The sequence below is a fragment of the Salinimicrobium sp. WS361 genome, from assembly GCF_050750585.1.
Taxonomy (GTDB): Bacteria; Bacteroidota; Bacteroidia; order Flavobacteriales; family Flavobacteriaceae; genus Salinimicrobium.
Map to the genome: position 1 here is coordinate 85,935 of NZ_JBOJLM010000011.1, position 14,047 is coordinate 99,981.

Below are 14,047 nucleotides of genomic sequence, written 5' to 3' on the forward strand. Positions count from 1 at the left end.
GTAAAAAGGAATAAATTAAATAATAATTAAAAGAGGAGTTATGCTACAAATATTGGGACAAACAGAAGGGAATTTAATAGCCACAAGGGCAACAGGAAATTTGACTGAAGCCGATTACGATAAGCTATTGCCCCTGCTGAACAACATAGTGGAGAAACATAAAAAAATTCGCTGGTATTTTGAAATGGAGGGTTTTGAAGGATGGAAACCAAAAGCCTTTTGGGAAGATTTGAAATTCGATGTCCAACATGCCAACAAATTTGAAAAAGTGGCCATGGTAGGGGATGAAAAATGGGAAGATTGGATGACGGATTTGATGAAACCTTTTACCTCTGCCGAAGTAAAATTTTTTGAAATAAACCATGCAAGCGAAGGACAAAAATGGATAGAGAAGTAAAAAAGGAATCTACCCCTATAAGCTACATGAAGGAAACTGGCCGAAAATTCCTTGACCGGGAAACCGCAGGCGGCCTTCTGCTCATTTTTGCTACTTTGGTCGCTTTGGTATTGGCCAATACCGGTGTGGCCGATATATACCACCATTACCTGACTGATGAAATTGTTATAGGGGCATCGGAGCACCTGGAAATTTCCCTTTCGGTGGAAGAATGGATCAACGACGGCCTGATGGTAATCTTCTTTCTGGTGGCCGGTCTCGAATTGAAAAGAGAAGTAATGGTAGGAGAGTTGTCTAATTTCAAAAAAGCTTCCATGCCTATATTTGCTGCCCTGGGTGGCATGCTCGTACCGGCTTTACTTTTTTTCCTATTCAACCTTAACATGCCTACAGCCAAAGGCTGGGGTATTCCCATGGCTACCGATATTGCCTATTCCCTTGGAATACTGGGTCTCTTAGGAAAGCGGGTGCCTGTGCAGTTAAAGATATTTCTGGTAGCTTTGGCCATTGCCGATGATATCGGTGCGATTCTGGTCATTGCCATTTTTTACAGCAGTCAAATAGCCTGGATGAACCTGCTGATTGCAGGAGGGGCTCTGCTAATACTGGCCATATTGAACAAGACAGGGATAAAACACCTGTCTTTGTATATTTTACTGGGAATTGTATTATGGCTGGCTTTCCTTGACTCCGGAATACATCCCACCCTGGCCGGGGTGCTGTTTTCCCTTACCATTCCCATTAAACCGAAATTAGAAAGTGGGGATTTTCAACAACGGACAAAGTCCCATGTGCAGGAGTTGGAAAAAATTGACCTGGTAAACACCCATCTGCTCACTGATAAGAAGCAACAGAATATTCTGGAAACAATTCGAAATGACACGAAGCACACCCACCCTCCCCTGCTGCGGCTGGAAAATGCGCTTACCGGTTTCAATGCCTTCTTTATCATTCCGGTCTTTGCGTTGGCCAATGCAGGAGTAGAACTCAGTCTTGGAATTTCAGAAGTACTATCAAGTCCTTTGGGTCTCGGAATTTTAACAGGATTGGTGCTGGGGAAAGTATGCGGCATTACCGCCTTCTCCTATTTAGGTGCTAAACTGGGCTTTGCCCGCCTGCCGGTAGGCCTCCGCTGGAAACATATTGTAGGAGTCGGGCTGATAGCCGGTATCGGGTTCACCATGTCCCTGTTTATCACGAACCTGGCATTTGCAGATGAAAACCTTGTTCAGGTAGCGAAAATAAGTATCCTGCTTGCTTCACTTGTAGCAGCCATAGCCGGTGTGCTTGTGCTTAGTCTGGGGAAGACCCGGAGCGCTAAGCAACAAGAGCTGGGAGAAGTTTTTTAAGGTTTTTTGTGAAAGCCAGAGCATTGTCAAAACAAAAACCGGAAGGAGTTGGTCATTTTAAGAACTTTAAAAGGAACTAAAATGCAACTAATATTAACATTGAGTCCTATGGGAACTGCTCTAGTTGGAGAGGCTAAGTATATGTCACAGTAATTTTGAAGATTTTACTGTGGTAGACAAATTAGAAGTATTTTTAAGTAAAATATTAAAAATTATGATAAACCTTTTAAATTCAGATAGAGACAACCTTATAGCCGTGGAAGTGAGCGGTAAGGTTTCAAAAGAGGAAGTGGAAAATTTGCATCCGCTTATCGATAAAATTATTGCTAAAAACAATAAAGTGGATTTTTATTTTGAACTGCACGATTTCTACGGTTACGATTTGGAAGGATTGTGGGCAGATCTAAAAATAGATGCTGCACATATTTCCGACTACGGAAATATGGCTATTGTTGGAGATAAAATATGGCAGGAAAAGACTACAAAGGTTTTAAATTTCTTTTCAGGCTCTCAAATAAAATACTTTGATTTAAACGAAAAGGATACGGCCAAAGCCTGGATTGGTTTAGTAAAGGCGTAGTCTTCAGCAAAAATCCTTCTTGAGATAGAAAACTGTCAACAAACAGGAAAAAATTGTTCAACAAAAATAACTCATTATGGAATGGCTATTTGAAGATTTTAAAACAGATTTGGAATCCCTGAACCCGCCAGTCAGGGAAAAAGCTCTTGAAATAGCTAACGAGCTTGTGAAAGAGGAAAAGTATACAAAAAAAGAAGCGATAACCGAAGCCATTAAACAGGCGGAAGAATGGTTTTATGATCTGGAAGGATGAAATCTAAGGCATAAGCCAATAACTTTCCTGTGAACCCTATCAGAAAGTATTGGTCAAAGTGGAATGTAATCGCTGTTTCCTAAAAAGTAGACCTAATCTTTGGGTTGTTGTGAACAATATTAAAACTTAAATTTCAAAAAATGGAAAAATTTGATGTAACTATTATAGGATCTGGCCCGGGCGGAAAATTTGAAAACGTGTTCAATTAAAATTTTCCGTGGGCTTTCCCCGGAGAATTTTGCCATTTGAAGAACAAACATTAGACAAACGATTCTGATAGGGAACAAAGAATGGCAGGGATGGTGAAAAACCTGACGGAGCCGCTTTTTACCCCTGGGATCTGCTTCTTTAAATCACCTATGAGAATAAAGTCCATAGGTGGCTCAGAAGCTAAGCTTACAGAATTTAAACATAAAATAAAATTATGGCAGACAAGGAAAGAAAAAAATATTTAAGAAAAGCAGAGACAGTTCAAAAGTACAATGTGTTTTATGATACCATTGAAGTAGGTGTGTCCTTAACGGCTGGATTTACGTCCGGTAGTGCAGCCTTGATTGGCTGGGGGCTCGACAGTGTTATTGAAGTTATTTCGGCAAGTACCCTCTGGTGGAGGTTACATGGTGAAATTCATGATATTAGTGATAAACGGGTAAAGAAAAGAGAAAAAATCACCCTCTACGTAATTGCTACTTCTTTTTTAATTGTTAGTACTTTTATTACCTACGACTCTATAACAAAGTTACTCAACAAAGAAACTCCTTCCTGGAGTACTTTGGGATTAATAATTTTATTGGTTTCACTCGTGGTTAACCCTATCCTGATTTGGTACAAATTCAGGTACGGTAAAAAGCTGGACAGCCAGGAATTAATAGCCGACTCCAAAGATACCTTTGTGTGTTTGTATCAAACCATTGCTGTATTGGGAGGTTTACTGGCGGTTCAGTATCTAGATTTGTGGTGGGCCGATCCGGTGGCTGCTCTTCTGATTGTTCCTTATGCCCTTAAAGAAGGATGGGAGGCTTTACAAAATGGAAGAAAGGTTGAATATTAAGGATTAAATAATGGATCTCCACTCTTTCATTAATTAATTATAATGCGGAAAAGTGCTCCACGATTATTTTTTTCTAATTTATAGGAGTGAAGCTTTCAGTAACTTTTGATAGCAAAAAAATAAAACAATGAAAGGAGCAGAACAATTTGAGGAATTTCACCAGCGGCTTAGTGTTCTTGATGAAGAAGTGCGGGAAGCAGTCTTAAACTATGCTGTCTCTTTCTACCAAGACAGAAATTGCACTAAAGAGGAAGCATTGGAAATGGGAATTGCAAAAGCTGAATTAGAGAAAAGGAATCTATAAAACGAGAAAACGTTGACGAATGTTCAAAATATTGGAAGAAGCCTTGTTCTTAAGGAGAGGAAGCCTTTGCGATAAAAGAAACGGGCATAAAAACATTTGTTTTTCCAGGCAATTTTCTTTACTAGCAAAAGTAACATCAAAAATGCCGTTGGTGTTTAGTTTTGACATTTTAAGTAAAATGCTATTGGAGGATTTAAATTAACCTTAAACATATCAGTGACATTTAAACAATCCTTGAGTGGGTAAAAAGCGTAAAACAGATAATATTTTACTGAAGTTTTTTTACCTCGACAGATTTTGATTTCCTGATTATTTAAAAGAATTAGCATTTAAATGAATTTAAAAAGTTAAAGTATGGCTGAACTAAAAAAATCATTAGGAACTTTAAGGCTCACCTTTTATGGTGTGGGCACGATTGTAGGCGCAGGAATTTATACTGTTATTGGTGCCGCAGCCGGGCAGGCGGGTTATGACCTTTGGCTCAGTTTTATTTTGGCCGCAGTTGCCGCAAGTTTCTCTGCGGTATCTTATGCGGAACTATCCTCAACTTTTCCCAATGCAGGTGCCGAATTCATCTTTTTAAAAAAGGCTTTTCCTAAGATCCACATCCCCTCGTTTCTTACCGGCTGGACCATTGCTTTTCATAGTTCTGCTACCATTGCAGCAGTATTACTGGCTTTTTCGGGATATCTTAATGTGTTCTTTCAATTTCCTTCATTGTTGATTAGCTACGGGGCTTTAATTTTACTTGCTTTAATCAGCATCACAGGAATAAAGAAATCCTCTACCGCCAATATTTTTATGGTGAGTATTCAATTACTCGGGCTGTTGATTCTAATAGTAGTAGGACTAACAAGCACAGGTGCACCGGAAAAAGAGTTTTTTCAAATTGAATCCTTTGAAAATACCCTGGCAGCAACCGCCACACTCTTTTTTATTTATACCGGTTTTGAGCATATGGCGGCTTTGGGCTCGGAAGTAAAAAATCCCGGAAAGACAATCCCCAGGGCTTTTTTATTGACAATGCTCATTACTACAATTATTTATTTGTTTATTTCTTTTACGGTTTTGAACATCAGCAATCCCTCTAAATTGGCCAATGAGGACTCCCCCCTTTCAGTTGCTGCATCGAATTTGAATTCCTGGCTCCCTGTTGTATTGGCGGTTGCTGCACTGTTTGCAACTGCCAATGCTGCCTTTAGTGGAATTATCTCTATAAGCAGGTTATTGTTTGGGATGGCAAAAACCGGCGAACTTCCGACATTTATAGAAAAAACCAACAAGCAAAAAGTGCCCTGGGCGGCAACATTGATTGTTCTTGTGGCAGTTGGCGCTTTCCTCCTCCTTGGAGACATAAAAACAGTGGCAGGAATGTCTTCTTTAGGAGCTTTACTAGTCTTTATAGCAGTCAATATTGCACTTATAGTTTTGAGGTATAAGGCCCCCGAGCAGGAAAGACCGTTTAAAGTACCATTATCCCTTGGTAAATTGCCTGTTTTGCCCATTTTGGCCATTTTAATAAGTGCAAGTCTGACAATCCAGTATCAATGGCAGGTATATGCTGCTTTTGGGGGGGCTATAGTAGTGGGTGTTGTACTACATTATTTTTTGGACAGGAAACCCAAAAAAGAATTAAAACCGGAGGAAGAGAAGGAGCTGTTCGGCCATTAAAACTTCTAAAGCGAATTACTATGGTGTGGACATTGGGAGATTTTCAAACTGAATTTGGAATCCAAAAATAAAGAAGAAGGCACTCGAAATTACCAGTCAACTAATAAAAAACGGAAATTTTTCAGAAAAGGTATACGGGTGAAGCTATAAAAGGAGCTGCAGAACGGTTTTATGATTTAGCAAAATGAAAACAAGAACACAAGAAGGTAACAAAATGACCCTTGATTAATAAAGAATGAAAGATCAAAAACAAAAAGATTATTTGAAAAACAGCGAGAAAAGTACAGAATATCAATGTTGTTTCCATTTCGGTAGAGACAGTAGTATCTTTAGGAGTGAGTTTTTGAAAATAATTTTGTGGTACTAAATAGAATTTAAATGAAAAGATCAAATTTTACCATTCAGAAAATGGATTGTCCTTCTGAAGAGCAAATGATCCGGATGAAATTAGAGGCTTACCCTCAAGTAAAATACCTCGATTTTGATATACCCAATAGAAAATTGCAAGTGTATCATTTGGATGGCATTGAGGATATACAAACATCAATAGCCAGTTTAAAGCTTGGGGATACACTTCAGGGAACCGAAGAAGCCGAGCCTCCCGTATGGGAAGACCAATCTAAACAAAAAAATATTCTTTGGTGGGTCCTGGGAATCAATTTTGGTTTTTTCATTATCGAAATGACCACGGGGTGGATTTCGTCTTCTATGGGTCTTATTGCAGATTCCCTGGATATGCTGGCAGACTCCATAGTGTACGCACTAAGTCTGTTCGCGGTTGGTGGTGCTATTTCAAGAAAGAAGAAAGTGGCAAAGTTTAGCGGGTACTTCCAAATGGCACTGGCGACATTTGGATTTATGGAAATTTTAAGAAGATTCTTTAGTGAAAGTGAAATACCAATGTTTCAATGGATGATCATTGTTTCCATTTTTGCCTTACTGGGCAATCTTATTTCGCTTTGGTTGATCAACCAAGCCAAAAGTAAGGAAGCGCATATGCAGGCGAGCGCGATTTTTACTTCTAACGATATTATTGTAAATGGCGGGGTAATCCTGGCCGGTGTGCTGGTATATTTTCTCGATAGTAAATGGCCCGATTTGGTGATTGGTGGAATCGTGTTCACTTTTGTAATGCGCGGTGCCCTTAGAATTTTAAAAATATCCAAGTGACGGGGCAAGATGTATTTGAGATTATAAGAAGAGACTTAAAATACTCTTTGAACATGTAAGATTATCTGCCAAACAATATACCGATATATTCACAGATAAAAACCCATGATAGAATAGGTATTTTCCAAAGAACGCATATTGTGAAGAAACTATGAATTAAAATTGAAGCAATTGCTCTGTTTTCCGAAGAAAATCATTTAAAAAAGCCAGTTTCAAGAAAAAAGAAAGCCAAATGACTGTAGATCCAAAAACCAGAAGGAAAATAAAAAAGATAAAGAATAAAAAATCCCCGAAAAGTAAAATTACCAGAAAGGACAGAATAAATGGAATTTTAATGCTTATAGGCTTATTTGTATTAGCATTTTTATTTTTTTGGTTTGTTTTGAAAGACTTACAAGGCTAATTTTTCTTGGAATTTGTTTTTAAGGTTTGGAAGAAGAGAAATAAAAAAGGTTCTAACAGAAGTTTAGGAGAAAGTTCCTTTATCTTTTTTTAAACTGGGATAATTCTCTATTCGGTTTTAATTAAGGCTAAGATAAGTCTGAGAAACTATTTCGCAAGAAAGGATGTTCATCAGCTAGAAAAACGAAATTTATTTTGAGAACTTAAAAAAATCTTTAAAAGCAGATATGAGTACATGGATCTGGGCATTGGTTTTGCTTGCTGCCGTATGGCTGGCAAATTGGGGCGCAGAACATTTAGCAACACCTTTAAAAAAACTAAGGAAGCAATGGGGCTTTTCTGTGGCTGCCGGAGGAGCCCTCGTAGGGATAGCTTCGGCAAGCCCTGAAATAGGAGTTAACATTGCCAGCGCTGTTACAGGTGTAGGCGATATAGGTTTAGGGACAATGCTGGGCTCCAATGTTATTGCCATTCCTCTAATGGTCATCACGGCTTATATAGCTACAAGGAATCTGAAGAAAAAGAAGGCTGAAAAAAACCATGGACAACATATCAAAGAGCAGCTGCTAAAAGTAGACCCAACCGCTGTCACCGTACAGGCTATCCCTTATTTGGTAATTGTGGCGGTAGTGGCGATACTCACCGTTCCTAAGCAGTGGCGGGGTTTACAGCCTGTGGATGGTTGGATCATGCTGGGTTTGTATGTAATTTTTCTTACCCAGGCCCTTTTAAGGGGAAGAAAAGAAAAGGAAAAAATAGAATGGAAAAAAAAAGAAATCTGGCTGGCAGTGGCAGGTGTAGCTGCTCTGGGGCTGGGGGCCTTTTTTACTGTTCGAGCTACGGAGAATTTAGTTGCCGCCTTTGGTATTTCTAAAGTGGTAGGTGGTTTATTTATAACAGCGCCTATGGCTGCGCTTCCTGAAATCTTTGCCACCTGGAGTGTAGCCAAAAGCGGGCAGATAACCTCTGCCGTCACTAGTGTAATAGGCGATCATGCGGCTACTTTAGCAGTAGCATTTTTGCCCCTTGCCCTGGTAACGGTACCGGTTGAAAATTTCCCTTTGTTCATTACCGTCCTAAGTTTTGTGGGCCTTGTAGCTATACTTTATGCTGCTTTTATTCACTGGGGAAGTAGTGAAGGAGAGCATGGCTTTAAACGCTGGCAGGTTTATACCTTGGGTGCTGTTTTATTTGTTTACGTGGCGGTTGTTCTCTTTTGGGTGCTGAACTATTTTTAGCAGTGGGCAAAGTAGTATTTAAGCCTATAGACCATTCTATTAACCGTTTGTTTTTTCAGAGATATGCTAAAGATTACAAGTTACCCACAAAAGAACTTAATCGAAACAGTTGCCATAGCAAAGTTGACTGAAGCCGATTGGGTACGGGTAAAAAAAGGGAAAGGATCACCCTGTAAAGAGTAAGTATCTTATCTTTAGTACGTAAAATCCCAAATCTTACAATTTTGATACATATACTTACCACAGGAGGCACCATCGAAGGCCTGGATTATAATCAAAAACAAAGCGCCAGAAAAATTTCATTAAGTAATTTTCTGGAATCAGCAAATGTTTCATTTCCTTTTACCTTGGAGGAAGTCTTCAAAAAAGACAGTCGTTTCATAACTCAGGAAGACCGGGAATTTTTAGCAGAGAGAATTAAAGCAACCGGTTCTTCTAAAATATTGATCACCCACGGCACTTTCACTATGGAAGATACTGCGGCGCATATAGGAAAACTTAACCTTGATAAAACAATTGTTCTCGTAGGTTCATTTATCTTAGGTTCATCAAAGAACACGGATGCACCTTTTAATTTAGGTTATGCGATATGCTCCTTGCAATTTTTAAAACCTGATGTATATGTTGCTATGAACGGCAGGATTTTTCATTGGAGCAATGTGACTAAAAATTTAAAGACAAATAAATTCGAGCCTAAAGATGAAAAACAATGATGTTTGGCACTTCAATCCATTGGACGACCTTTTTCTATCTTTTGATTGACACCATTATTGTACTTATTGCTGTCATTCAAAATGCAAAGCTAAAACGCCTGAGCCTAAGAAGGTATATAATTCTAGGGTTGCTGTATATTGCTTACAACTTAACCGGGGGATTCCTCCCAACAGAAAGTTTTCCTGATCCAATAATTGTTCAATACATCATTACTTATGGCGTAGCAATAGCACTATGTGTATACATAATTTATTATTTGTATAAGGACTATGATATTGAATTTTTAAAATTCGGTTCCACTATTCCCAATATTGCTATACTGGTAGGTTGTAGTTTTATTCTGTTATTCTTAATTCCCTACTTCCTTACAAATTCTTTAGATTCAGCAAGGCTTCTTTTCACGATCCCGGTTTCAATTATAGCATTTATTTTTCTCGGCTTATTTTACAGAAGGATTTCAAACATCGACAATCCAAATTCATTTGTTTCTAAAAAAAACAGATTAGCCATCATAAGTATCTCTTGCATAGCCCTTTTGCCCATACTAACAGTTATAGGTGATTATCAATGGTTAACATTCACTGTAATGAACCTGGCTTTCTATGCAATAACAGTTATTGAAGTAAATAGATACCTTCGTTTTCTGAAGAATAAGCCTGAAGCCTTCGAAGTCTTTGCTTTTCAAAAAGTAGAAGGAAATGAAGCCCTGAAAAACAAAATAATTTATGGAGATCTGACAAGAAGGGAAGTTGAAATTGCATTATCCATTTTACGAGGATTATCCTATAAAGAAATTGCCAAAGATTTTTTCATAGCAGAAAGCACTGTTTCTAAACATGCCTCAAATATTTTTAAAAAAACTGCGGTCAAGAATAGAGGTCAATTCATATCCCGCTTCAAGCCAAAGAATGAATAGCTTCAATACTATTTTGGGTTTCTAGCTCGTATTCCGTAGGAAAATACGGGCTTTTCCGTAATAAAATACGGCATCAATTACTGACAGTAAAGGTATTTGTGATTATCTTCAAGGAGGTTCTTTAGCTGTAAGGAAAGTACCTCCCAATTTCCTTTTTGATCATTCGTAGTCGATAGACTCGAATGGACTATCTAACCATTTATATAAAAAAGTGTATGATGCTTTACAGTAAAATTGTTACAGATGGATACAGAATTGCTCTCATACAAGCTATTGGAAGATCTGAAGGAAATCAAACTTCACAGTAAGAATATCCTTAAACAATCCTATCGCTCTATTGAAGTCTGTCGTAACCTACTCATTACACTCAAAAGAGAAGTCATAGCTAAAGGCTTTGACTCAATTGAAGCCGAAATTGAATTCTTTAAAACTATAAAACAGGCTCCCCTAGTTCAACTCATTTATTTCTCAGAAATCCATTCCTTTGAAATCCAGTTTCCAAAAGCGGATAAAAACTCCCAGCTTAAATTCATAAAAAAGAAAATTGGTAAGCTAAATCGTTTCTTTCTGTACAATATGGATTTCGGGCAGTATGTCAATTCCGGGGCCACCCATTTCGACAAAGAATATTACACCCGGGATTACCTGGATAGCTTTCATATAACCACTTCAAAATTCTATTTTCAGGACCCTGATTTTTGCACGCCCAGGGACATGCTCCTAGGTAAATTCAAAGCCTACAATACATTGGTTATTTATCTGGATGAACGAATGTCCAATGTTGAAAATAATCTTAATGGAAAAGAGGTAAAGCTCCATGCCACCGAAAAAATACATTGGCCATTTACGAATTCGGATTGGGTGGAATTGGTTTATGCCCTATGGTATAATGGACTTCGAAACCAAAATGGCCTTAGCATTATGAAGGTTTCACAAAAGCTTCAGGAAATCTTTGATTATACACCAAGGGACATCTACAAAACCAATCAGGACATCAAGGGCAGAAAAAATAGCAGGACGTTATTTCTTGACCAATTAGCGACCTCACTACTTTCCGAAATGGATAAGAGTGAAGACTAAAATTTTTGGATTTTTTGATCTTCCAGAATTGATAAAAAAAGACCGTACTACGGTTGACCTACCGAAATCGATATTTTTTTCAAACCTCCATTTAATTTAATGTTATTTGAAGATTTAAGTTTAAAATTTATAGGATAAAAACAGCCAAAGTTCATCAAATTTCAAAATGTTAAACTTTGACCGTACTACGGTCGTACTGGGGAATAAAATCCAGTAATCCCTCCCAATTTTGTAGAACGAAAGTCAAATTCAGTCAGGGGCTATCAATTTAAAAAGTTTAACCCTTTGGTAGTCCCTTTCTTCTAAAAAATTCTATTATGCCAACAAGTATAATTACCACAGACGATCTTCGGGAATTCAAAATGGAATTGCTCGATGAGATTAAAGACCTTCTTGCCAAACAAACTTCAGGAAGAATTAAAAAATACCTTAAATCTTCCGAAGTGATGGACCTGCTCCAGGTAAGTCCGGGAACCCTTCAAAATTTACGAATAAATGGTACGCTCCCATACACAAAAGTGGGCGGAATCATATATTACGATGCAGAGGAAATCCAGAACGTGATGGATACCAATCGTGTGCAGCATGGTTTAAATTCCTAAGCGATGAATTATATAAACCTTCTTAATGCGGCTTTTGAAAATTTTTTTTTTGATGACCGCCTAAATCCAACGCACATCAGCCTGTATATGGCTTTGTTTCAGGAATGGAACAGTAGCCGGTTTGCCGATGAATTTTTCGTTAACCGCAGAGAGTTGATGCGTGTAGCCAAAATCGGCTCCAAATCCACATACCATAGGTGTGTCACGGATCTTGATACCTGGAGATACCTCTGCTATTTTCCGTCGAATAACCCTTACAAAGGCAGTAAGATCAAGATGTCCATTATCGGGACAAGTGATGAATCGGAGACGGGACAGTACAATCCCAGATTAGAACATCTTGCGGAACGCTACCATCCCAAAAATGAACCAGTGGTGTACCAGCACCGTCCCACCAATGGACAAGCTGTGGACTCGCACCGTCCCGTGAGTGGACAAGCATTGGTATCTTATATAAACAATACTAAACAAGTAAACATTAATAAACAGCCAAAGGACAGGCAGGCTGTTTTATTTTTTTTTGAGGAAAAAGATTTTTCTGCTGATGAAGGAAAAAAATTCTATGAACATTATCAGGCAGATGATTGGAAAACCAGTGACGGAAAAGCGATAAGGGATTGGCGTGCCCTGGCCAAAAACTGGATGGACCGAATAGAATTATTCGGAGAGGAAAACAAACAAAACAAAAAGCGAGCGTCCCAAAATCAGGACAACCTCAGAACCACTAAAGCAAAAGATTATGGACAACCCCTCTAAAATTATCGAAGGTGGTATGGAATATTCCCTGGGAAAGTTTGATGGGAAAACCGTTGTTTACGATTTTCCAAAAATGCTCATCTACCTAAATGCCAAAGGAAAACTTCTATTCGGACAAAAATTCCGGATCTATGAGGACGACCGTGATATTTTACTGAAGCTGTGCTCTTATTTTATAAAGGAAAAAGATAACTGCCAGAAATTTGGGATAGATCTTGAAAAAGGTATTTTGCTGTCCGGCCCGGTCGGATGCGGCAAAACAAGTTTGATGAAGTTATTACACCATCTGGTTCCTTTGCAGCGGCCTTACGAAATGATTCCCTGCCGGAATGTGACCTTCAGCTTCAACCATTTGGGCTATAAAACGATTGAAGAATACGGGAACACCAAATTCTTTTGTTTTGATGATCTGGGTGTTGAACCACCCGGTCGCTATTACGGCAAAGACTGTAACGTAATGGGCGAAGTCCTTTTATCGCGATATGAATTTTTTCTACAGACAAAGCAACACATAAAAACCCACGCAACGACCAACCTTAACGCTGAGGAGCTGGAAGAACGTTACGGAAACAGAGTCCGAAGCCGTATGCGGGAATTATTCAATCTTGTTGCTTTTGATGAAACCGTGGGGGATAAGCGGAAATAGAAATGGGCATCTATGATATAAATTTGAAGAGATAATAACAACTTATCATCAAGCCATGGTTCATTTTTTTAAGTCCGAAAGTTGCTTTAAAGTTTCTGAAACGAAAGCTTTTACAACATCCCCAATACTTTTAATAATTTCTAAAAATGCTTCTTTCATTATTTCGATTTTAAATGATTATTTATTCCTGATAAAATAGCCAATGCTATTGCTGTAATACCTGATGGTCTGGAAAAATACACTGCCTCAACCGGATTATTCAAAAAGCCTACTTCAATTAGAATAGCAGGACAAAACTTAATCATTTCCCTGAGTACTTGAAAATTGGCAAATTTCATCCCCCTGTTTTCAATGTTTAAATTAAGAGTAGACTCTTTTAGAATTTCATTTCCAAGAGCGATTGAAGTCCTGGTGTTATAGTCATTTTTTATGGATTCAGAATTAAATGTAAAAATTTCCATTCCCTTGGCATCGCTATAAAATGAATTGCAATGCAAGGAAATACATATATCTCCCCTTAATGATTTTGCTAAGTTGATCCTTTCTGAAAGGGTGAAAAAACTATCATCATATCTTGTAAGATAAATGTCGTACACATCTCCAAATATTGTTTTATTGAGCCTGATCATTTCTTTTGCTATGGCCAGGACAACATCTTTTTCCTGGATTCCGTTTATTCCGATCGCACCAGGGTCTTTTCCTCCATGACCAACATCGACAATAATTCTTTTTCGATGTTCTTTTCCCTGCCCAAAAATGAAACACATTTTCAGGAGCAAAACCAGAAAAATGACGTTTTTCAGCTTCATGAGCATTTAAAATTTTCAGGTTGTTACCAGTTCTCCTGGTGATTTCAATTCAGTTTGACATCATTTAATATCAAACTAAACTATTAAAAATCAAATATTATTTTTTATT

At 38.2% G+C, this 14,047-nt stretch carries 16 protein-coding genes; 15 read left to right on the plus strand and 1 reads right to left on the minus strand.

Annotated elements, in window-relative coordinates; all coding sequences use genetic code 11:
- Positions 1-40: 40 nt before the first annotated feature.
- The 15 genes from ACQ93I_RS12160 to ACQ93I_RS12230 all read left to right on the plus strand — a co-directional run bounded on the left by ACQ93I_RS12160 (position 41) and on the right by ACQ93I_RS12230 (position 13,129).
- Entirely contained in the window at positions 41-397 is a 357-nt protein-coding gene (locus tag ACQ93I_RS12160; RefSeq protein WP_168025982.1) for an STAS/SEC14 domain-containing protein, read from the plus strand.
- On the plus strand, positions 382-1,746 hold the full coding sequence (nhaA, locus tag ACQ93I_RS12165) for a Na+/H+ antiporter NhaA (protein WP_168025981.1): 1,365 nt from the start codon (positions 382-384) through the stop codon (positions 1,744-1,746). Before ACQ93I_RS12160 ends, nhaA begins: the two co-directional genes overlap by 16 nt.
- 214 nt (positions 1,747-1,960) lie before the next feature.
- Complete coding sequence (locus ACQ93I_RS12170) at positions 1,961-2,326, plus strand: STAS/SEC14 domain-containing protein (protein WP_168026017.1); 366 nt, start codon at positions 1,961-1,963, stop codon at positions 2,324-2,326.
- A gap of 76 nt (positions 2,327-2,402) precedes the next feature.
- Complete coding sequence (locus tag ACQ93I_RS12175; RefSeq protein WP_168025980.1) at positions 2,403-2,579, plus strand: hypothetical protein; 177 nt, start codon at positions 2,403-2,405, stop codon at positions 2,577-2,579.
- Between the two features lie 424 nt (positions 2,580-3,003).
- On the plus strand, positions 3,004-3,630 hold the full coding sequence (locus ACQ93I_RS12180) for a cation diffusion facilitator family transporter (protein ID WP_431698768.1): 627 nt from the start codon (positions 3,004-3,006) through the stop codon (positions 3,628-3,630).
- Positions 3,631-3,757: 127 nt separating this feature from the next.
- On the plus strand, positions 3,758-3,934 hold the full coding sequence (locus tag ACQ93I_RS12185; protein ID WP_168025978.1) for a hypothetical protein: 177 nt from the start codon (positions 3,758-3,760) through the stop codon (positions 3,932-3,934).
- Positions 3,935-4,288: 354 nt separating this feature from the next.
- Positions 4,289-5,605, plus strand: coding sequence for an APC family permease (locus tag ACQ93I_RS12190; protein WP_168025977.1), 1,317 nt, complete (start codon positions 4,289-4,291; stop codon positions 5,603-5,605).
- Positions 5,606-5,983: 378 nt separating this feature from the next.
- Positions 5,984-6,775, plus strand: a complete 792-nt coding sequence (locus tag ACQ93I_RS12195) for a cation transporter (RefSeq protein ID WP_209309364.1) — start codon at positions 5,984-5,986, stop codon at positions 6,773-6,775.
- Positions 6,776-7,404: 629 nt separating this feature from the next.
- Positions 7,405-8,415: a sodium:calcium antiporter gene (locus ACQ93I_RS12200; RefSeq protein WP_168025976.1), complete on the plus strand. Its 1,011-nt coding sequence runs from the start codon at positions 7,405-7,407 to the stop codon at positions 8,413-8,415.
- Positions 8,416-8,639: 224 nt separating this feature from the next.
- Positions 8,640-9,128, plus strand: coding sequence for an asparaginase domain-containing protein (locus ACQ93I_RS12205; protein ID WP_168025975.1), 489 nt, complete (start codon positions 8,640-8,642; stop codon positions 9,126-9,128).
- Positions 9,125-10,045: a helix-turn-helix domain-containing protein gene (locus tag ACQ93I_RS12210; protein ID WP_431698769.1), complete on the plus strand. Its 921-nt coding sequence runs from the start codon at positions 9,125-9,127 to the stop codon at positions 10,043-10,045. The genes ACQ93I_RS12205 and ACQ93I_RS12210 overlap by 4 nt, the downstream gene beginning before the upstream one ends.
- 243 nt (positions 10,046-10,288) lie before the next feature.
- Positions 10,289-11,125, plus strand: coding sequence for an RteC domain-containing protein (locus ACQ93I_RS12215; RefSeq protein ID WP_168025974.1), 837 nt, complete (start codon positions 10,289-10,291; stop codon positions 11,123-11,125).
- 317 nt (positions 11,126-11,442) lie between these two features.
- Positions 11,443-11,727, plus strand: a complete 285-nt coding sequence (locus ACQ93I_RS12220) for a helix-turn-helix domain-containing protein (RefSeq protein WP_168025973.1) — start codon at positions 11,443-11,445, stop codon at positions 11,725-11,727.
- Positions 11,728-11,730: 3 nt separating this feature from the next.
- Positions 11,731-12,483: a hypothetical protein gene (locus ACQ93I_RS12225; RefSeq protein ID WP_431698770.1), complete on the plus strand. Its 753-nt coding sequence runs from the start codon at positions 11,731-11,733 to the stop codon at positions 12,481-12,483.
- Positions 12,467-13,129 (plus strand): ATPase, encoded by a 663-nt coding sequence (locus ACQ93I_RS12230; protein WP_168025971.1) that lies wholly within the window; start codon positions 12,467-12,469, stop codon positions 13,127-13,129. The genes ACQ93I_RS12225 and ACQ93I_RS12230 overlap by 17 nt, the downstream gene beginning before the upstream one ends.
- A gap of 158 nt (positions 13,130-13,287) precedes the next feature.
- Here the strand turns inward: ACQ93I_RS12230 and ACQ93I_RS12235 are convergent, their stop codons facing one another.
- A complete protein-coding gene (locus tag ACQ93I_RS12235; protein WP_235942522.1) occupies positions 13,288-13,938 on the minus strand; it encodes an N-acetylmuramoyl-L-alanine amidase family protein in 651 nt (216 codons plus the stop codon).
- Positions 13,939-14,047 lie beyond the last annotated feature (109 nt).